Below are 18,218 nucleotides of genomic sequence, written 5' to 3' on the forward strand. Positions count from 1 at the left end.
TGTATGCGGACGCGCAAAATGAGAAAACGCGACGCGCAAAATGAGATAGTCCGATTCAGTAGCTTGAATGAAATAATGTATAAAAGGGTCTCCTGTAAGCATATTCAGGGACCCTTTTATATTGCATTTAAACGCTCTTTAAATCAAGTTTGAAGGGAATTTTATACGAACATACATTCGTTTAATTTGATTACCCATTCTAGGCAAGTCGCTCCCACAAGCCCTAGAAGCCTGTTATTTGCTCGTTTTGAAAAACTGCATAGTGTTCTTCGTTCCACTATGGAAACCTACTATAGAAGAAGCGAGCAGTATTCCAGCGATCAATCCAACTCCATTCATTCCAATGAAGTATAGGCCAACAGGGACGCATAGCACGACAGCAAGGAGCGGGATAAACTTCTTCGACACACCCAATTGAATAGCGATCCAAAGGAGGAAGAGCATCGCAGGGATTACAGTTGCATCAAATACTGACAAGTCAATTTGTAACATTACAGCTTCACCTTGCCTTTCAATTTTACAGTTTTTGTTTCCTCAAACCAGTCAACATCCATGCCCATAACGTTTGCGATTTCCCGAACCCAGGCGTAGCCAGTGCCATTGATCAAAACAGAGCTGTTCAAGACATAGCCGGATAGAAGGACCATTCTTGATGTTTCGCACCAACCGATAGCATCACTCTTGCCAAGAGCATCAGCCAATTTTCGGACTGGAAGGTATGCCTTTCCATCTTTCAAGAAACCCGTGATTTCTGTAGGTTTTGCGTCGATTTCAAGCTTCACAACAGTTTGGCTATTCACAGTATTCACAGGTTTGCTAACAGGTGGGTTCACATAAATCTGTAATTGAGTTTCAAGGTCCTTTTTGAATTTAGAGAACAGGCTAGGGTTGTCCACCCATGGTTTTGGACATATTTTCCCAGTTACATCGTAATGTCGAATGTTACGATCCGTTCTGTACCCGAATAGAAGCTGTAGGAGCGCACCAACCTTTATAGCAGTGGCAATGGTTTCTGGGTGGAAACTTCCGTCCTTTTCAATGCAAAGCTCTATTCCAATGGCATTCAAGTTATACCAAGAATCCCCGGAATGGTAGGCCCGTTCCCAAAGCGGAATGATGATCCGGGCATCATGTCTGTGGATGAAGATGTGAGCGCCAGCGTAGCGGTCATTTACTGAGTCATTGGGATTTTGGTTTTTCAAGCTCTCAAAATAATTCCGCTCGTTCTCATCCGTCGCGCCTGGATCGGCTGTATAGTGCCAAACTGTGAAAGATTGGGAGTTAAGAGAACGTCCGTCCCGTGAAAATTGATTGACATGGATGTAATCTTCTGTAGCCAGTTCAAGCAGCATTTTATACCATTTGTTTTCTTGGATTGCTTTGATGTTCATAAGTTTTCACCTATCCTTTTGCAACGACTAAGTTGGATTCGGCTACTATTTGATCTTTTTCCTCTTGGGTAATTTCATTGTTTTCTACGGCCCAAGTAAGATCATCAAGGAAAGCCCATCCTTCGTTATATGCCATTTGCCAGTATTCAAAGTTGCTCATTATTTCACACCTGCCTTTCTAGCTCTGACGGAGAGCTGCCCAAGGTAGTCGATCTGAGCCTTGCTTTTAGATCGTTCAATTTCAAGTTGCTTGTTTACTTCGGCTTTAACGACTGCATCAATGCGTTTTGTATCCATCTCGAAAATGGCCTGTTCTTCCTCCTGCAAAGATTTGAGACATTCAAGAGTTACACGCAATTGGTTGTTTTCTAAATCCTCTTCAAGCAGGTGTTCACCTTGAAGATCGTCACGAATGATGATAAGCGCGGGAGTAGCGCGGATACTGTAAACATCCTTTATATTTTGGAAGTCTGTCACCAAAACTTCCTCCATTTGAGCGCCTAGCTCCTGTTTAACTCTCTCGATAAGACTTACTTCTGTCGAATTGTTAGGGTTGTAAGCGTAAATGACTCGCATTTCATAAAACTCCTTTCTTAAAGTTTTTTAGTGGTGATGGTTCCAACGGTTCCTGAAGCTCCAGGCGTTCCATTGTTGGACGAGTTATTGGTACAAATACCTGCCGCACCTCCAGCACCGCCATTTGCCTCAACGACACCGTTATTTGTGTATGTGCCTTTGTAGAACAGACCGACGATCCCGCCGCCACCACCACCGCCGCCATGACCACCATAGCAGTAGTTGTAAAACATACCATCTGTATAATCTTGGCCTTTTGCTCCTGGTCCGCCGTTTGCTCGTATGCTGCCACCACTACCAATGATGATGTTTCCTTTGGCGATAATGACGATGATACCGCCACCAAAAGCTGCACCATCAGCAGCAGCGCCCATTGATAAGCCGGAACCATTGTAGCGCCACATTCCGGCACTACCGCCACCACCAGGAGCATTACCACCACGACCAGTGTTGACAGAAGCATTATCGCCAGATACCGCCTTACCACTTCCACCAGCACCACGTCCGCCAGGATTTCCTTGCACCGTGTTATTGTAGGCTGAGACGCCTGCGCCCCCGGAACCAAGGGCGGATAATATTCCGCCTTGACCGCCAAGACCACCAGACTGACCGCCAGCACCACCGCCACCGTAACCACCTCCAAGGAAAGAGGAATCCGTATCAGCAGGGGACCCACCGCCACCAGCTCCACCTTTTCCACCGTAACCAAGGAAGATTTGGTCGGTCTGTTGCTTTACTGTTAGTGCCGCAAGAAGCTCGATGCTGGGATCGGACGTGATTCCTGTATATCCTCGAACCAATACGGCGGGGCGCTTTTCGTTTGCTGCTACATACAGAGGGGCTTTACTGCTCATATCAATGCTGCCGTTGATAATGACATCTCCCTGACTGTATAACAGCAGCCCTTTACAACGGTTGCTTACTGTGAGGACGTGACCAGCGTTAATCGTTATGCTCGAATAATGTTTGACAACTCTAGTGCCATCTAAAGTCGATGGCAAGGTAACATTCCCAGTTGTGTTTAAGACACCATCTGCTCCAGTGCCAAAGTAATCCGTTACCGATCCAGCACTTGCACCTATTCCATGTCCTCGTAAAATGCTTGTGGCATCCATCTAACTCACCACCTTTGAAACGATATTTTTGTCTGCGTCATAGGTTAGTGTCCAGGTTTTCGTGCTTACTATTGTCGTTCCAGCAGCGTTGTAGAAGTTCCAAGTCATCGTTTGATAGTTTCCACTGGCATCAGCATTTGAAAGAGTTGATTTCATATACAGGGTTCCGTCAGAACGCTTGTAATCCATCACGGTATAGATGCCATTGCCGTCTTTTCCACTTGCGTACTCGCTATAATCAATTAGACGCTGCTTATCATCCGGCCCCATAAATCCGGCTGTCGAAGTCGTAGCCAATGCGTGTGCATTGCCTCCGGCTCCAACGTGAGCAGCAGGGGAGTAACGAGCATCAAGTTGAGTTAATGATTGACCACCCACACTTGCTGCATCACCCGTGATGCTAAACGCTCCTTTACCTTGGGCATCCAAGCGGGGGACTTTGCTTGCTCCGTTGGCTGCAACCTCTGTTTGGAGAACAAGATCAGCCGGGAGTTTACCACCGACACTTGCAGCATCACCAGTAATACTGAATGCCCCTTTACCCTGAGCGTTTAAGCGAGGGACCTTGTTTGCTCCACTTGCTGCAACTTCAGTTTGGAGTACAAGATCAGAAACTACCTTGCTACCCACACTTGAAGCATCCCCTGTAATGCTGAAAGCCCCTTTGCCCTGATCATCGAGACGAGGAACCTTGTTGATTCCATTGGCTGCGACTTCTGTTTTATCAAGCTTGGTATCATTCAAAAACTTGTCATTGTTGATTAAGTCCTGATAAGGACCATTCCACAAGTCAGGTGTTGCATCATCGCCCTGGACAATTCCGCGAACACGGTCTTTAAACTGAGACTGTCCAATAAGATCAGCCAAATTGTTCACCACCTTGAATAACTTTTAAATTGCGTTTGAACGGCGTTAAAACCGCTCTTTAATCTTGAAGGTTCCATCCACCATACTTTGACCGAATGTGATGGCCCCGAATGTCATTCTGTAGGCCAGTGTGCCGTCAGCGTAATGCAAGCCTGCTTCCGTGATCGAATAGCCGTCAAGCGTTCCTTTTGGAACAATCGTGGTATAAACCAGAATGGTCGGGTCAGTGGGATCATGCTGTACAGAGCATGGGAGAATAGCCACTTGGTTTTCCATTGGGTCGGTTCTACCCGCCTGTACTGGTGTGGTAATATCGCCAGGAGCATGTCCACCAGTCCCGAAGCTCATTTTCGTGATAGCTGGCGGTGCTGTACCATTCAGGCAGGCATTGGCTAAATCAATGCCACGCTGCCTTGTTGTAACAATATTGCTCAAAGTCTAACCCTCCTTGTGCTGTCGCTGTATTCAATCTGCAAGCGCCTTTCAGTGCTGCCGCCAACCTTCCAGGAACCATCTACTTTCCAATTCACCGGGTCTGCCGATAGAATGATAGGCTCATGTACGAACATCATGTCGTCTATCGCCTTGGCCTCCTGGTTAACTACAAGGCCAAGCTCCGGCTGAAGGATAGGCAAGGCAGTTTCTGCGGTAACGATCAGGCTGATTTCCCCGGCTGGATCGGTGACTTGCGGCGTTTCAAATTTTCGGTTGAATCGGATGGAGTAAAGCTTTGCCTCGGCAGGCTTCATGAATTGAATGGCATCTGCCACAATCCGCAAGTGATGAGGTAGGAAAGGCTGATCCGGCTCGTTAAGATCGACCATAAACTCAGCCCACCGCTTTGTAAGGTCCTCGCCATTCGGAGTGTCCAGGTTGTAACCGACGCCGACTTTCCATGTGCCGTCAATCTTCAGAGCTGCACTTCCTTGGTTGAGAACGTGATACGTCCCAACCTTCCAGCTCCCATCAATTTGCAGACCGTCGATCTTCAGGCGAACAATCTGCCCGATCTTGTTCTCGCTGTATTTCAGCTTGTAGAAGGGCAATACAATTGCGCCCGGATAACCGATGAGCGCAAGTAGTCTTTTCATTCCTGGTTCTGTTCCGATTTCTTGATGGAGAGGAACAGCAGCCAAAAGGCGGTTGCGATACTCTTCGACGCTCTCCCCACGGTAGCGCGGCATGTTGCGATCTCGTCCGTGTAGGGCAAGCGCTGCTTCTGAAGCAGTGGGGATCATAGCGTCACGGCGGATTTTAAAGACATCAAGCTTCGCTCTGTCAAAGAAGCCTCCCAAACCCTGGGTAAAGTAATAGATGTCGTTGTCCTCATCAGTGGGCTGAAGCTTAAAAACCCGGTGAACCATTTCATAAAAGTAGTTGCCAAAGGCGCTCATGATTGTTTCACCGCCGCCTGATACGTCAGGTTAATCGTTCCGATCTCAAGCCGTTGATTCTTCAATGGCAGCAGGTCTTGAGCTGGAGAAGTAAGCTTGACGCTAACGGTATAGGGGACAGTCCTGAGATTCCCTTCGATCCGATCAACAGGTAAACCGAATTTATCTACCTTCTCAACCAGCGGATAATTTTTCTTGTCATCTGGATCAATGCGAACCATCACCTGAAGCACTTCGGTATGTTGTGGCAAGAGTGTTTCTGGGTTCCCATAATCCGGGTCATAGAAGATCGTTCCTTCGATGTTAACCGGGATCATGGTAGGCATCTTTGCCAAAACGTCAGCGATGATGCTCTTTTTCTCATTCAGCTTTGCTTGGGCCAACTCGATCAGCTCGGCAGGCGGCGCACCCGTGACACCGCCGATGTAAACGTCCACGGTTCCTTGGCCCCTTGGGTGGGTATCATCAACGGATACCCAAAGGACTCCAGGAACACTCCGGGCGATAGACTCATAGGTGAGCGCATTCCCACCGCCTTGTGCAAGCTCTGTCCAAACTAGCTGCCTTCTCAGATTCAGAGAGTCGTCCGATTCACGGTCAAGTCCTTCAGCCGTGATCCAATCGTTTCGGTTTGTAACAGCGTCAACTGGTAAGTGCGTGACGATCTGTGTAATGGTGTTCGCAGGGACGTTGTAAGCAGCTCCAGGGGATTCAGCCCGGATCGGGACAGCCAGCTCCGTTTGACCTGCTGGGAACAGCATGCGGACTGTCGATAGGTAGCGATAAGTTTTCCCCTGCATATCCGGCTTTGTCCGAAAGATGCTGCCCTCCGGGATGATGCTGTCCACTGTCGCGTCGCTCCTGGTGAGGATGACCCTTCCTTCCGTCTGCCGTGCAAGAATCCGTTCGACATTATGTTCGGCTGCTTTCAGGTCTGCCCAGTCTCCCGTAGGATTAAATATCGAATTGACCACGGATCGTAGCAGGTTCCGAATGTCACGCCCACCACGCCAGAAAGCCTCCAAAAGCGTCCGCCATACGCCGCCCGGTTTGGTGTTACGCAGCCCCAGCTTTTCGACGTTCGGGTCCTTGCTCATTTCATCAATCCAGGCGGGAGCTGAAGGCATTGGATCAATCAGTTCTTGAGGATCAATCAAGGAGGACCACCCCTTGATAGCTCACGGAGAAGTCTACTACCGTGGGCTGAGTCTGGAGATTTCGGTCAACTGGACGGAAGGACACTCTTCCCCGAATGCCGTCCAAGCTCCAACGGGTAATGGTGACATGGATCGAATTTTCGTCAACCTCATACTTTTTCACAGTTTCAGCAATGACGTTGGCGATTGCAGCTTCCGCCTCTTCACTTTGTTCCATATGCAAGAATTGAAGTAGCGGAGCGCCATACTCAGAGTGAAGATCAATTTCGCCTTTTTCCGTTATAAATTCATGCCTCACTTCCTGAATGGTCAGCTCTTCATCATCAATGAGGGCAAGGTCTCCGTCTGCTGTTCTGACAAATTGGCCGTTTTTGAGCTGAAGATCAGCCATGTTATCACATCCTTTCAATGATTCTGGCTTCGGTGGGATCGCCGTAAGGGAAGACCACTAATACTTTGTCTCCGTTCAATAGGTCAAGGAAACGCCTGGAATCGTAGGTTGCCAGCAGTACAGGAATTGCCTCATCTGGCTGACCATCTTGCGTGAGAATTTGCACGTCAGCTCTCCCGCCTCCGGCCTTCATCACCGTGCCATACATCGGATACCTGAAAGGAGCAAACCAGTCCGGGTGTTCATTGCGGAGAACCTGGAGAATAAAGCTCTGTAGCATCTGCATATCTTGCATATCACTCATGAGGCTGTCACATCCTCAAACGTGAAGATGGTACGGAGAGACCCGCCTTCACTGATATGCCGGACCGACTTCACGAGAACGACGTCGGATTTCACTTGCGGATGGTCGATGATAACCTCCATCGAATGGAACAGGCTGGGCATGCAGACCGTTTTGACTTCCACCATGTTTCCTGTTTTCAGCAGATTGACGATGTTATTCCCTCGCTCAAAGGCTGGGCATTCGTCAATGTCGTCAGCAGGATGGAAATGGCCTTTGCCATCCGCATCGAAGTAGGGAAGGAACGAATAGCCAAAAGCTCTCGCTAGTTTTCTGGCCTCGTCATAAGCGCTCCAGCCGTGAAAAATGACGCTCGGTTTGATCGAGCTGGGATCTTCCGGGAGAACAACTTCGGAATAACCACACTCGCGGAAGAGCAAACTTGCTGATTCATGGAAGTCAACATCCCGCAGCGCTTTTGTCACTTTGGTTTTCAGCATGTCCACCATAAAGTCTTTGATGAGAATTTCCGTTCCGACGGAGGCGATCCGCCCCGTGAATACTCGTTCGGTTTCCTCAATCCCTAGCCATACCTCTACACGCTGATCCTTTTGCAAACCCATCCCTTGCATTAGCTCATCCTCTATGGTGAGCCGGGCGAGATCGGCGGGAGAGTCCGCAGCGTGGTAAATGTCTACCTTCAGGATGCCGCCAGTCAGTTCCAGGTCGTCGGTGTGCAGCTCTACGTTTAAAGCCATTACTCTATCGCTCCCCCCAGGCGGTGCGGCGTGTCATCGTCCACGGCTGGAGATTGCTTCAGCGGGTCTTGGACAGTAACGAACGTCGGCATCGGATCGCCTTTTTTCTTTTTCTGTTGGCCCTTTTTCTTCTTGATGAGGCTAACGGGGACAGGGACATATTCGATCATGTCCAGGGAAGCAGAAATGTTGTCGCTTTTCTCGCTCGATTCTTTTGTGTTGAAGTTCGTGATCTTTACCTTACTTATCCCACGGGCCAGAAGGTGAGGATCACTGATCGGGTAAACAGGGGGAACCTTGCCCTGTTTCGCCAGCTTTTCAATCTTTGCGATTTTGTCCAGGTAGGTCCCTTGTTCATCGTCCTGGATCAAAAGAGTGACTCGGATCGTCTTGTTCTGGTATCCTGTCGCGTCTTTGATCTTGTCCTTTTTACCCTCAATTTCGAGGGTATCTGTTACGCTTTCGCCATCAATTTCAACCTTTTGAACGATGGCGGGAAGTAGCTGTCCGTTAATCATCATGACGGCTGCACTCCTATTCTTCGTGTGCTTCCAAGTAGCGACGAATGCCCGAAAGTAAGCTGTGATCTGAGCTGCCGCTTTGGTACAGATTGAAGTTGTAAGTGTTCTGTTTGCTTTCTACGGTGCTGCTGCTTTGGCTGAGCGATCCGCTGCTGCTTCCGTCGGCTGTCGCATCTTGACCAAAGAAGCCGGAAAACATGCTGCTGCTTGAGCGTTTAGTAAATGAATCACTGGCAGACTCCATTCCTGCGTCACCAGCAAAAGCCGGGACAACCGGGATGGAAATGGGCTGAATGCCTTGCAGCATTGGGTCCATTGCTTTTTGCAGCGCCTGCGGAAGAACCCGCCCAGCCTGGGCAATCCCTTCCGCAATGGTTCCAGGAACAGCACGTCCACTTCTTGTCAGTTCGGAGAGAGGACCTTCCTTTGCATCGGAGAACGGAAGCAGTTGGCGAAGCTTGGTTAAAGCCTGTTCCATTACTTCATACGGCTTGTTGATCACAGATTGAATCCCTTGGACAAAAGCATCGATCAAACCAGCACCGCTATTTTTGAATGTCTGCCATAGATTGGAGAGGTAGGCAACGATCTGATCCCAATGTTGAGCTATGAGCATCGGCACACCGATAATCGGCATGAAGATCGCCAAGAATGTCGGCCCCCATTGTTGGAGAAAAGCAATCGCTTGGTTGAGAATCCCCATGACCCAATTCCAGCCAGTCATAAACCAGGTTGTTATTGTGTTCCATGTTTCCGCTGCAATCGCTGCTACCGTGTCAAAGTTCATTCCCAACCACACTAATGCGCCGATCAGAGCCATGATCCCGACAACGACCCAAGTCATTGGGTTTGCAAGAAGCGCAACAGTTGTCGCCCATATGGATGGGAGCAGCGCCCAAAATCGCATTGCTAACCCGGCGATATTTTGGCCTAACATCACCGCACCCTGGACAACCTGAGAAAAGGCCATCCGTGCAAGTGCTGCTGTATTGGCTGCAAGAGAGGTTAACAATCCCCAAAATCTAGTTGCTAAAAGTGCAATTTGCTGCCCTAACATACGAACACCAATGACGGCATTTTGCCAGCCCATTCGTGCCATCGCTATGGTGTTTTGATACATGGAGGTTAGGAGACCCCAAAACTTCTTAGATAAGTCTGCAACTTGCCTTCCTGCCCATCCCAACCCTTGACCTAACTGCATGAGGGAAGAACCCATGTACATCACCGCAGTAGTCGCAAAGGACAACACTGCTAACAGCCCGAAAATCACTGTTCCCCATAGCATGATTTGTCCAATAACTTGCGCTATGATCGGATGGGCTTTCATAAAGTCACTGAACGACTTAACCACGTTCTGAATGGGCGGAATCATACTTACCAGCGTAGGAAGTAAACTGTCCCCCAATTCAATTTGAACGGCTTTGATATTGTTTTGCAGTATCTGCCATTGTGTCGTAGGAGCTTTTTCCATCGTGGCTTGCATCTTTGCTGTGGCCCCTGAAGAGTCACCAACGCTTTGCAAAGCCTGTTTCATGTTGTCAATCTGTGGTAACAAAAGCTGTACAGCTCGAAGCCCCTCATCACCAAAAGCTTGCTGGAAAGCCATTTGCACTTTTGGCGATGCTTTGGAAAGGTCGCCGTATTTCTTCTGAATCTGCTCCAAAGTTGCGATAAAGTTGAAGCTGCCATCAGCATTTTTCGCTATTGCGAAACCCAATTGACCTGAAGCTTTGAGGGTTTGCCTCATGAAAGCTGAGTACGCAGTACCTGCCATTGATCCTTGTAAGCCTGCGTTGTTGAGCTGACCTAAAACGACATTCAGCTCTTCAAACCCTTGCTTCGCTCCCAGAGCTGACGGGATAGCGTATTTCAAAGACTCATTCATGGTATTCAGATTGGCGTATTGAAAGAGCGCCTGTGATTGTGACATGACATCAGAGAGGCGTGTCATTTCAGCCGTAACATCTTTGGTCTTGTCACCCACGTTGTTGTAGACAACAGCAAGGAGGTTTGCCGCCTCAATATCGTCCCCTTTGGTAGCCGTTGCAAGCGCTAGGGCTTGCTGTGTACCTGCCAGTGCCTGAATGTCGTTCAAACCTGCCGATCCCATTGTCGTATTCGCATCCAGAAACTGAGCTGCTGCTTGTTTGTGGGCCATACTCCATTCAATCGCTGCATTCTTGGAGGCTTCCAGCGATTTTTGCATGCTCCCCATAGTGGATGTGGTAACAACCTCTAGGGGAGCCAACGCATCTTGGACTTCAACCGCAGGCTGTACCATGCCATTGATCAGGCCCGCGCCGGATGCTGCAAGAACTGCGAAAGCTGTTCCTGCTACGGCTGCCTGGTTCCCGATGGTCCGAAGAGTTTGACCTGTCTGTGTAACAGATTCCCGGACTCGTTGCATCTGTTGAACAATCCGACCAGCAGGGCCGGACATTCTATCAATCAAGTCCAGGATAAATCCAAGCTTGAATATGCCCTCGATGCAATCACCCCCTTGGCTTTGACATTTTGGCCTTCAGCTCCATTAGCCAGGACGCTTGTCCCGCGAGGGTTATAAAGTCCTCGTGAGAAAGCTGCTGCTGATCCAGCGGGGACACATGGAGCGTGTCGGCAATCAGGGCCTCCATTGCAAGGAATGGGTTAGCCTCGACCAGCTCTTTGGCCTTTACAATTTCTTGCTGAAAAAATCAACTGCTGTGCCTGCCAACTTTTGCAGTTCCGTCCCGATCCCGATGACAAGACCTGGTTGAACCTCAAATTCTTTGTCAAGCTCTTCCCGTGTTGGGTAAACCAACGTGTCCATGACGAGGTTTCGCAAACCTCGATAGGAGTCTTTCATCGAATCTTTCATGAAGCGAGAAAGATTGTCGCGCTCTGGCTTCTTGAAGAGAAGGTAGTAATCATCATTGGAAATCTCATGGAGTTCCCCGTGCTTCTTCTTCAGCTCCTGGATTTGCTCATCAGACGGTTTTACAAATGTTTGTGTCATGTTTTTCCTCCCGGTTTAAATGGTTTTTAAATGACTTTTAAACATTGGCCTTTCCGCTCCAGAGGATCGGCTTGGAGAGAACAAGGCCCATTTCGACTTTGACTTCTTTATCACCCTGGCTTGGGTTTGTACTTGCCTTATTGAATTGACAAGCAGGAAGGGTATCCGTAACCTTGGGTTGATCGTCATTCGCGTAGGATACGGTGATCGGGAAGGGAGCAAGACGGTATAAAGGCTTTTTCATCTTGGCAGCGTAGGCAAGCACTTTGTTGTATTCCTCGCGCCGGATGTTCAGTTTTGCTTCTGCTTTGTAGTTGCCGTTTCCGACTCCTACAGGAGTAGCACCTTTCCCGTACAGAACTTCCTTTTCCAGCTCATCGCTGTAATCGATGGATTCAACGTCGATCAAGACGCCATGCGGGAGCGTAATAGTAATGCTCTCCCAGTCGTACTTTTGTCCATTAACCGCCATTAGTTAGCACCTCCAAACGGGTTCTCGAACCCGATCTCAAGCTCCATGTCCCGATATGCCCCGCGAGGCGTGATCCGAATAACGGCTTTCATGGGTTCACCAGCCAGAATGTTTTGCTCTGGATTGATAACGACACGGGCCTTTGAAATCTCTTCAGCGTTCAGCATCGGGTTGAGCGCTGCTGTCAACAGATTTTCCATTGGTGTAAAGTCAATGTTGCCTGTGGCATCATCAAACGGAATTTCGTTTTGCTCTTGTAAGAGAGCTGCTGAGCGAACCAAACGAGCTGCCTTCAGCATGACCCGTGTCCGTTCCCCATACAGATAATCAGAGCCAGTTGGCGCCATCATGCGGAAGTTCGTGCAGTAGATGCCTTGGATTCCGTCATATCGGCGTACCGTGGTATAACGGGCGTTATCCAGGGCAACAATGTGGGCCTTCTTGATCCCAGCCGGACGCAACTCAGTTGCAGAGAGAGAGCCATCAAGAACACGACCCGCACTACGATGAACCGGGATTTGGGACACGCGCCCTACGACGATCCCCGCAGGGTTTCGCTCATCCTCTTTTGCTGTTAAAAAGTCTAGCTTGCCGATTCCAGCAGCTACCACGGATACCAAGATGGAAGAGAAGCTTGCTGCTTGATCAACCATTGCCTTGACGTATTGATCAATGGATTCCCCTTCGTTTATGTCTCTGGTTTCGCAGACACCAAAAACGTATTTTCCCTCACCTTGAACAGCAGCAAGCTTGGAGTCGAACAGAGTCCAGACAGCCGGAGTGCTTGGCCCAACGATGTGAATAAACTCGTAGGGATATTCACTTTCAAGAACAAGATCAAGCACATTGACCAAGCTTGCTGTTGACATCTGCGGCGCTGTCGCTGAGAAAGTAAATTTATCATTTACTTTAAAGCTGTTTTCTGGCGAGCTGGCAGCAGGTGTAAAGGTAATCGTGAGGCCAGAGTCCGGCAGTTCATAGCTACCTGTGATTGGGACCGTGATAGGAGAGGTCGGCGTCTGCCCGTCAATGCTCAGTGTGAAAGTCGCTTGGTTGAGACCTCCAGAGCTGGTGATCAGCAATTCCACATGAATTTCATCAGTTGGTTTGCCAGACACACTAACCGTTCCTGTTCCAGTACCTGTTTTTTCTACGGCAGTTACCGTGCCGTCAATGTCTGCTTCAGCCCTAACCGCATACATATTACTGGTTCCTTCAGCAAAGGAATCCCCGATAGAGCGAACCAGCGGCCCTTTTCCGAATTGCTTGACACTAGATGAGCCAGAAATGGAAATGATCTCACCTTTAGGGCCTGCGGCTGCAACGCCAATCTTGACATGCAATCCAGTAGGACTAGGAGGTACAACCCCAAGTCCTCCATCTTCCAGCTTTACGTTAATGTCAGGTATGCTCACGATTTATCACCTCCAACGGGCGCACTGAGGAATTTTTTAAGTGCTGCCCTAAACTGTTTTTCTGTCATGGCCTTGCCCTGGCTCCAACCTTCATGTATCATTAGCGCTTTTGCCTGCCAGGATGGAACGTCCAGACGTTCAAACAAACTTTCAATGGTTTCGATTCCATCAGGAATGGCAGGCGCTTGCTCTTGTTGTTCAGTGGCTTTCGTTGTGTCCATGCTCAAATTCAACTCCTTCGACTATGACTTTCATTTGTGCGGCCTTCTGTTCGGAGTAGACCCCACCTTTTGCGGTGACGATGACTTCAAACCCTACTGCCTGAGACATGATGCTTGTATCTTCAAGCCTCTTGATGGCTCCAGGCTGTAGCGCAATAGCGTAATCCCCATCAAGCAACCTTTTCGGAAGCCTTCTCAGAAAGGAGAGCGCTTTGCTTTCGGCTTTCGGAAGGTCTTTGTCCGTTATCAACACACTAAAGGGGATTGTCAGCGTATAGAGCTGCCAGATAAATCGACCTGGACGGATCGCTACACGCTGCCGATCCGTTTTGACTTCTCCTGGTTCCATCAGGATGAAGGCAGAGGGTGTATGCTGGTACGCCTTTTCATCTGCAATAGAGGTATAGATCAGATTTTCTGCAATCCCGGCTTGCAGCAAGGCAGCCTTCAGACCATTTTGAACAGCCTGGATCATACAAAACCCCCTCCAATCTCACGAATGATAATTTCCTTGATCTCTTTCTCGTCATCTTCAGATAGCCCAATAAACTGACGCTTTGGCATTTTAATTACTGGGATGGTCACTTTTTTTCGGAAGATAGCTTGCCCATTTATGAAGAAACGAAGAGAGCGTTTGTTTTTTGCTCTTACAACGTGTTCCTTGATCTCTTCACCGTTGTTATGAGTCTTTGCATAGGGGACGTTGGTTCCCCATTCTACCTGCCTGGGAGTGGCCTTGAAGGTGATTGAATTTCGCAAACGGGCTTTATTAACGAGTGTTTTTCCACCTTCACGCTCGGCCCGTTTGGATTTGGGCCAAGGCGTTCCATCCGGCGCAGTTCCAGTTTTGAACCTGTCCCTTGTGCTGTCCACCATTGCCGAACCAATCTTCTTGTTGATACGTAGCATGTTGGCCTCGCCCATATGGTTCAGGAGGGACATTGCCTTTTTCCAATCCCCAAACTCAGCGCTGCTCATCTCAGTAGCCTTTCATTTGTTCTCGCGAGAATATCCGGGGAGCTGTTTGATAGCTCATAGAGTGAGAGGAAGAAGGAGCCTCGCCGCCCGTGTCGCTGGTCGGCGGGATGATCTCCATTGATCCTGCTGCAATCTTCTCCAGCATGCGAATAGCGTTGTTATACCGGGTGACAATCACACCATCCGCGCTGCTCTCATCAATACCCCTGCGAGAAAACAGGTTGTAAAGCGCAATGTCCAGGGTAAGTTTAGAAAGGATAGGCGGCGCGGGAGATAGGGGTAAGGTGTATCGCATGGCAAGAAAAGCATCCACTTCCGCGCTGGCCTCCTGGATCATCTTGGTGACAATATCCCAGTTGATTACTCCAGTCCCATCGTCATCCGTAAGTCTCATCATGATGTCGGGTGATAATTTGCTTTCAAGGTCAGAGGCTACAGCGTACATGCTTTATTCCTCCTTGTCCTTCTCCTTAGAGCGCCCGCCTTTGCCCGTTGTCTTTGTTTGTTCAGGGGTTGGTTCCAAAGGAGGAATGTTCTCTAAATCCATTGATTCTTCCGAAACTTCCTCAACGATGAGCATAGGTTCTTCCTCCAGGAGCTTGAGCTGCAAGTCGGTGAACCGATCAGCCGGATAGACTACCCGCTGGGCAGGGTGTTGAACCCCTGCCCGACGGAATCCGTTGACTTTACTGGTAATGGCGATTCCCTTACTCATTAGGCATCCACCCCAGTAGAGCCATAGGCCAACTGCCATAGGCCATAACCAGCGTTATCGCGGGAATCGACGCCGTAAATGTACTGCTTTTTCATAAAGACATTCTCATCGGTCGGTTGATCCAGCGCGTCAAAATTAGGCTTTTTACGCTCCTGGAAGATGATCGGCTTCACTGGCTTTGAGGTATCCAGGAGGAACCAAGCGTTTGGATCGGAAGCCAACCAAGGCGCGACGAGAAGTTCTGCGCTGTTTCTGTTCACGTTGGTTTCGCCATTTTCGTTGGTCTCAGCTTGCAAGATTTTGAGACCCATTTCGCGGAGCTGCGGCGGAACAACCAGGACGGTCGGCGTTACACTCAACGGGTTTCCATGCTCATCTTTCAGGCTCATCATCTGAGCGTAAGCCGCGCTGTATGAAGCACTGGACAGTTTTTTCGTGCCTTTGTTGGATTGAACCGGGCCGTCTCCGTCTTGGTGTTCCTCATCGAAGAAGTATTGCCCATCATAGCAGCGCTCGGTGAAACCTCTTGGCAGGAGAGTGAAAACCAGCTCGTCCGGGTGATTGGCAGCGCTTTGAGCCAAGCCCTCGATCATTGGTGTGTAGACGCCGATCTGATCGTCCTCGATGTCGTCGCGATCTACGGCGATAGTTGCCTCAAAACTTTTGTTTTTGATGGTGTAGCCATGCGTCGCAAGATTGTCCAGTACACGGGAGCCGATCCATTCACGCATGCGTGGGAATTTGCCCAGCCATTTGTATTCCTCATCGCGGGCCGTGGAAGGCACAAGCGTAGCGATCTTTGTCCACATGGGCTTGGCGTTTTGCAGGGCCTGATTGAAAATGACTTTAAAGCCTGTGTAAATGCTTCTTAAGTTGGTTGCGTTGATAATCAATTAGATCGACCTCCTATCGAATCTCTACCCAAACGCCTTTAGCGTCCAGGGAGATAACCTTTCCTGCGCGAATGTTTGTGCCTGCTGTAGAGACGCGAACCGTTTCGTCATCCTCAATGAAACAATCTTCCAGCAATTGCGCTGCGGTAACGGGGTTTGCCGTGCTGTTTTTGTAGAGGAAGATCCCGCGACCTACAGCGATGCTGTTTTCTCCAACTCCGCTGTATCGGTTGTCAACGTGCGCTTCAGCACGTCCGGCAACTTTCAGGCCAGCCGTTGCAGTAGCAGGAACAGCCTCGCCAGCAGCATTGATCGCAACCAGTCCACCTTGATAGATCACGGTGTTTGCTGCAATTGGGAGGATCAGCCTGTCGGCGGTTGCCATTTGTTTGGTGTTACGGTCTTGGGTCAACATTACTGATCGCCTCCATACTTCTTATAGGTTTCAGCGTCAATATTCAGGAGCTTGTTTACATTGGCTTGGCTGTCATCCAATCCGCCTGTACCTGGATTGCCCTTCAGCGCATAAGTTGTGCTACCACTACCCATAGGAACGAGCTGCGGTGCTGTTTCCACGAATTTACGGAATCCTTCCAGGTCAACCTTGGCATAGTTTTCTGCCCATTCCTTTTGCGCTGGAGTAATCTTGCCCTCAGTCAGTGCCAGTTGGATCACTTCCTCGCGATCCCGTTTATCAAGTCGTTCCTGAAGCTCCTTGACAACGGAATTATTGTCACTGGACGCTTTTAAAGAAAGAACCGTGGCGCGAATGTCTACGTCGCTGGCATTCGTCCCCATACCCAATGCCTGGGCGATAGTGGACTTGAAAGCTTCGTATTGTGCTTCCGGCTTCGCGTCCTTGTTTTTCATGCACTCCTGGATAGCAGCAAGCACTTCTTCTTCTGTCGCTGTCTCAGGAAGGCCAAGAGCAGCAGCAAGCTTTTTCAAAAATTCGTTCATTGGTTGTTCTTCCTCCGTTTCTTGATCTTTAAATGAGACGGGGACCATCCCGTCGATAGCAGGGAAGTTGGTCAGTCCTGCGTTGATGAAGCCAATGACCTTGCCATCTTCCCTTACATGGATCACGGGGGAGAGGTAACGGTATTCACGGTTGGCAAGGTACTCCTTGGCGCGATCCGTCCATTCAACTCGTCCCCATAACCCGTCGTCTCCCTTGTCTACCAGTTCCATGATCCATCCAGCAGCAGGCGCTTGCTGACCCGTTAGGGTTTGGTGTTCGTAATCTATCACTGCATCATTCGCCTTTGCCTGGAAGTCTCTCAGAATCAATCTGATAGACTCGTCATCTACCAAAAATTTGCCTTTTTTGGTGTTCGTCCACCCGCGAGGGAGCAGTTGGACTTCACTTGGAACCTCATTCAAGGAATGAATTTCCGTGAGGGCAATTTTTCGTAGAGGAAGTTTTGACCTCTTCGCCACATGCACACCCCCGTTTAAAACCCGTTTAAATTGCTTTAAAAGCGTTTAATAGACTATCGCAGGTATATTTTTACCCTCACCTCCCTAAACTGTTAATTTGGGCCTTCTAGGAGCCTTCTTTCAGCTCGATCTGCTAGAGGCTTTGGTAGACTATCAAAACTCGGTTTCCAAACCACAGCAGGCGAGTGATTGAATCCCTCGTCCGGCAGTAGCTTTGGCGCATCCTTTTGAATCGTCAGGCCGTTTCTCTTCACGGATGAAGCCGACCTTGCACGGACGCTGCACCGACAGCGAAAGCCATTCGGTGGGAACCAGGAGGCCCAGAATGGATGATTGGCAGGATAGACAAGGCCGTCCATCGCCATATGAGCAGGCCGGGTCCGTTTATCTCCCACGGCGTCATATTCCCAATAGGGAAACTCTTCGAGAATGTCAGGATCGGTGAGCTGCTTCCACCTGCCAGCGTTGTAGCTCGATTGAACAACCGTTAAAAATAGAGTCTCGACTTGATAGGGTTTGACCTCATAACCGGCTTTTTCAAACAGGTCTTTGGTCTTGTCCTGAAACTCTTCAAACGTGTCCCCATCTGCTAGAGCATCCTCGATGGCTTGATAGACTTGGGCGACCATATGCGCT

Annotated in this window: 26 protein-coding genes; all 26 read right to left on the reverse strand. The window is 49.3% G+C overall.

Annotated elements, in window-relative coordinates; genetic code table 11:
- Window positions 1–234: 234 nt before the first annotated feature.
- Window positions 235–492 (reverse strand): hypothetical protein, encoded by a 258-nt coding sequence (locus ACPW7N_RS25780; protein WP_425654691.1) that lies wholly within the window; start codon window positions 490–492, stop codon window positions 235–237.
- On the reverse strand, window positions 492–1,391 hold the full coding sequence (locus ACPW7N_RS25785; RefSeq protein ID WP_425654692.1) for an N-acetylmuramoyl-L-alanine amidase: 900 nt from the start codon (window positions 1,389–1,391) through the stop codon (window positions 492–494). Before ACPW7N_RS25785 ends, ACPW7N_RS25780 begins: the two co-directional genes overlap by 1 nt.
- A 10-nt stretch (window positions 1,392–1,401) precedes the next feature.
- Window positions 1,402–1,551 carry a hypothetical protein gene (locus ACPW7N_RS25790; protein ID WP_425654693.1) on the reverse strand — a complete coding sequence of 50 codons (150 nt, stop codon included), beginning with the start codon at window positions 1,549–1,551 and terminating at the stop codon, window positions 1,402–1,404.
- The gene (locus ACPW7N_RS25795) at window positions 1,551–1,967 is read right to left on the reverse strand and encodes a hypothetical protein (RefSeq protein ID WP_425654694.1); all 417 of its coding nucleotides are present in this window, start codon (window positions 1,965–1,967) and stop codon (window positions 1,551–1,553) included. The genes ACPW7N_RS25790 and ACPW7N_RS25795 overlap by 1 nt, the downstream gene beginning before the upstream one ends.
- Before the next feature lie 17 nt (window positions 1,968–1,984).
- On the reverse strand, window positions 1,985–3,082 hold the full coding sequence (locus ACPW7N_RS25800) for a hypothetical protein (protein ID WP_425654696.1): 1,098 nt from the start codon (window positions 3,080–3,082) through the stop codon (window positions 1,985–1,987).
- Entirely contained in the window at window positions 3,083–3,949 is an 867-nt protein-coding gene (locus ACPW7N_RS25805) for a hypothetical protein (RefSeq protein WP_425654697.1), read from the reverse strand.
- Window positions 3,950–3,994: 45 nt separating this feature from the next.
- On the reverse strand, window positions 3,995–4,384 hold the full coding sequence (locus ACPW7N_RS25810; RefSeq protein ID WP_425654698.1) for a phage tail-collar fiber domain-containing protein: 390 nt from the start codon (window positions 4,382–4,384) through the stop codon (window positions 3,995–3,997).
- On the reverse strand, window positions 4,381–5,133 hold the full coding sequence (locus ACPW7N_RS25815; protein WP_425654700.1) for a hypothetical protein: 753 nt from the start codon (window positions 5,131–5,133) through the stop codon (window positions 4,381–4,383). The genes ACPW7N_RS25810 and ACPW7N_RS25815 overlap by 4 nt, the downstream gene beginning before the upstream one ends.
- A 206-nt stretch (window positions 5,134–5,339) precedes the next feature.
- Complete coding sequence (locus ACPW7N_RS25820) at window positions 5,340–6,500, reverse strand: baseplate J/gp47 family protein (protein WP_425654701.1); 1,161 nt, start codon at window positions 6,498–6,500, stop codon at window positions 5,340–5,342.
- On the reverse strand, window positions 6,493–6,891 hold the full coding sequence (locus tag ACPW7N_RS25825; RefSeq protein ID WP_425654702.1) for a contractile injection system sheath initiator: 399 nt from the start codon (window positions 6,889–6,891) through the stop codon (window positions 6,493–6,495). The genes ACPW7N_RS25820 and ACPW7N_RS25825 overlap by 8 nt, the downstream gene beginning before the upstream one ends.
- A gap of 4 nt (window positions 6,892–6,895) precedes the next feature.
- Entirely contained in the window at window positions 6,896–7,177 is a 282-nt protein-coding gene (locus tag ACPW7N_RS25830) for a hypothetical protein (RefSeq protein ID WP_425654703.1), read from the reverse strand.
- A 14-nt stretch (window positions 7,178–7,191) separates the two neighbouring features.
- A complete protein-coding gene (locus tag ACPW7N_RS25835; protein ID WP_425654704.1) occupies window positions 7,192–7,932 on the reverse strand; it encodes a hypothetical protein in 741 nt (246 codons plus the stop codon).
- Complete coding sequence (locus ACPW7N_RS25840) at window positions 7,932–8,453, reverse strand: hypothetical protein (protein ID WP_425654705.1); 522 nt, start codon at window positions 8,451–8,453, stop codon at window positions 7,932–7,934. Before ACPW7N_RS25840 ends, ACPW7N_RS25835 begins: the two co-directional genes overlap by 1 nt.
- A 13-nt stretch (window positions 8,454–8,466) precedes the next feature.
- Window positions 8,467–10,905 carry a phage tail tape measure protein gene (locus ACPW7N_RS25845; protein WP_425654706.1) on the reverse strand — a complete coding sequence of 813 codons (2,439 nt, stop codon included), beginning with the start codon at window positions 10,903–10,905 and terminating at the stop codon, window positions 8,467–8,469.
- Between the two features lie 219 nt (window positions 10,906–11,124).
- Window positions 11,125–11,448: a DUF6848 family protein gene (locus tag ACPW7N_RS25850; protein ID WP_425654707.1), complete on the reverse strand. Its 324-nt coding sequence runs from the start codon at window positions 11,446–11,448 to the stop codon at window positions 11,125–11,127.
- 37 nt (window positions 11,449–11,485) lie between these two features.
- Window positions 11,486–11,920, reverse strand: coding sequence for a hypothetical protein (locus ACPW7N_RS25855; RefSeq protein WP_425654709.1), 435 nt, complete (start codon window positions 11,918–11,920; stop codon window positions 11,486–11,488).
- Window positions 11,920–13,335: a DUF2586 domain-containing protein gene (locus ACPW7N_RS25860; protein ID WP_425654710.1), complete on the reverse strand. Its 1,416-nt coding sequence runs from the start codon at window positions 13,333–13,335 to the stop codon at window positions 11,920–11,922. Before ACPW7N_RS25860 ends, ACPW7N_RS25855 begins: the two co-directional genes overlap by 1 nt.
- Entirely contained in the window at window positions 13,332–13,556 is a 225-nt protein-coding gene (locus ACPW7N_RS25865) for a hypothetical protein (protein WP_425654711.1), read from the reverse strand. The genes ACPW7N_RS25860 and ACPW7N_RS25865 overlap by 4 nt, the downstream gene beginning before the upstream one ends.
- Window positions 13,534–14,031, reverse strand: coding sequence for a hypothetical protein (locus ACPW7N_RS25870; protein WP_425654712.1), 498 nt, complete (start codon window positions 14,029–14,031; stop codon window positions 13,534–13,536). The genes ACPW7N_RS25865 and ACPW7N_RS25870 overlap by 23 nt, the downstream gene beginning before the upstream one ends.
- Window positions 14,028–14,534 carry a phage virion morphogenesis protein gene (locus ACPW7N_RS25875; RefSeq protein WP_425654713.1) on the reverse strand — a complete coding sequence of 169 codons (507 nt, stop codon included), beginning with the start codon at window positions 14,532–14,534 and terminating at the stop codon, window positions 14,028–14,030. The genes ACPW7N_RS25870 and ACPW7N_RS25875 overlap by 4 nt, the downstream gene beginning before the upstream one ends.
- 1 nt (window position 14,535) lies before the next feature.
- On the reverse strand, window positions 14,536–14,979 hold the full coding sequence (locus ACPW7N_RS25880; RefSeq protein ID WP_425654714.1) for a gp436 family protein: 444 nt from the start codon (window positions 14,977–14,979) through the stop codon (window positions 14,536–14,538).
- Between the two features lie 3 nt (window positions 14,980–14,982).
- A complete protein-coding gene (locus tag ACPW7N_RS25885; RefSeq protein WP_425654716.1) occupies window positions 14,983–15,249 on the reverse strand; it encodes an HI1506-related protein in 267 nt (88 codons plus the stop codon).
- Window positions 15,249–16,142: a Mu-like prophage major head subunit gpT family protein gene (locus tag ACPW7N_RS25890; RefSeq protein ID WP_425654718.1), complete on the reverse strand. Its 894-nt coding sequence runs from the start codon at window positions 16,140–16,142 to the stop codon at window positions 15,249–15,251. Before ACPW7N_RS25890 ends, ACPW7N_RS25885 begins: the two co-directional genes overlap by 1 nt.
- Window positions 16,143–16,155: 13 nt before the next feature.
- Window positions 16,156–16,557, reverse strand: coding sequence for a hypothetical protein (locus tag ACPW7N_RS25895; protein ID WP_425654720.1), 402 nt, complete (start codon window positions 16,555–16,557; stop codon window positions 16,156–16,158).
- Entirely contained in the window at window positions 16,557–17,582 is a 1,026-nt protein-coding gene (locus ACPW7N_RS25900) for a phage protease (protein WP_425654722.1), read from the reverse strand. Before ACPW7N_RS25900 ends, ACPW7N_RS25895 begins: the two co-directional genes overlap by 1 nt.
- A 92-nt stretch (window positions 17,583–17,674) precedes the next feature.
- The coding region (locus tag ACPW7N_RS25905) for a phage head morphogenesis protein (protein WP_425654724.1) at window positions 17,675–18,218 on the reverse strand (544 nt) is incomplete at its 5' end.

This window comes from Brevibacillus nigriterrae (assembly GCF_049846925.1).
Classification (GTDB): domain Bacteria; phylum Bacillota; class Bacilli; order Brevibacillales; family Brevibacillaceae; genus Brevibacillus_H.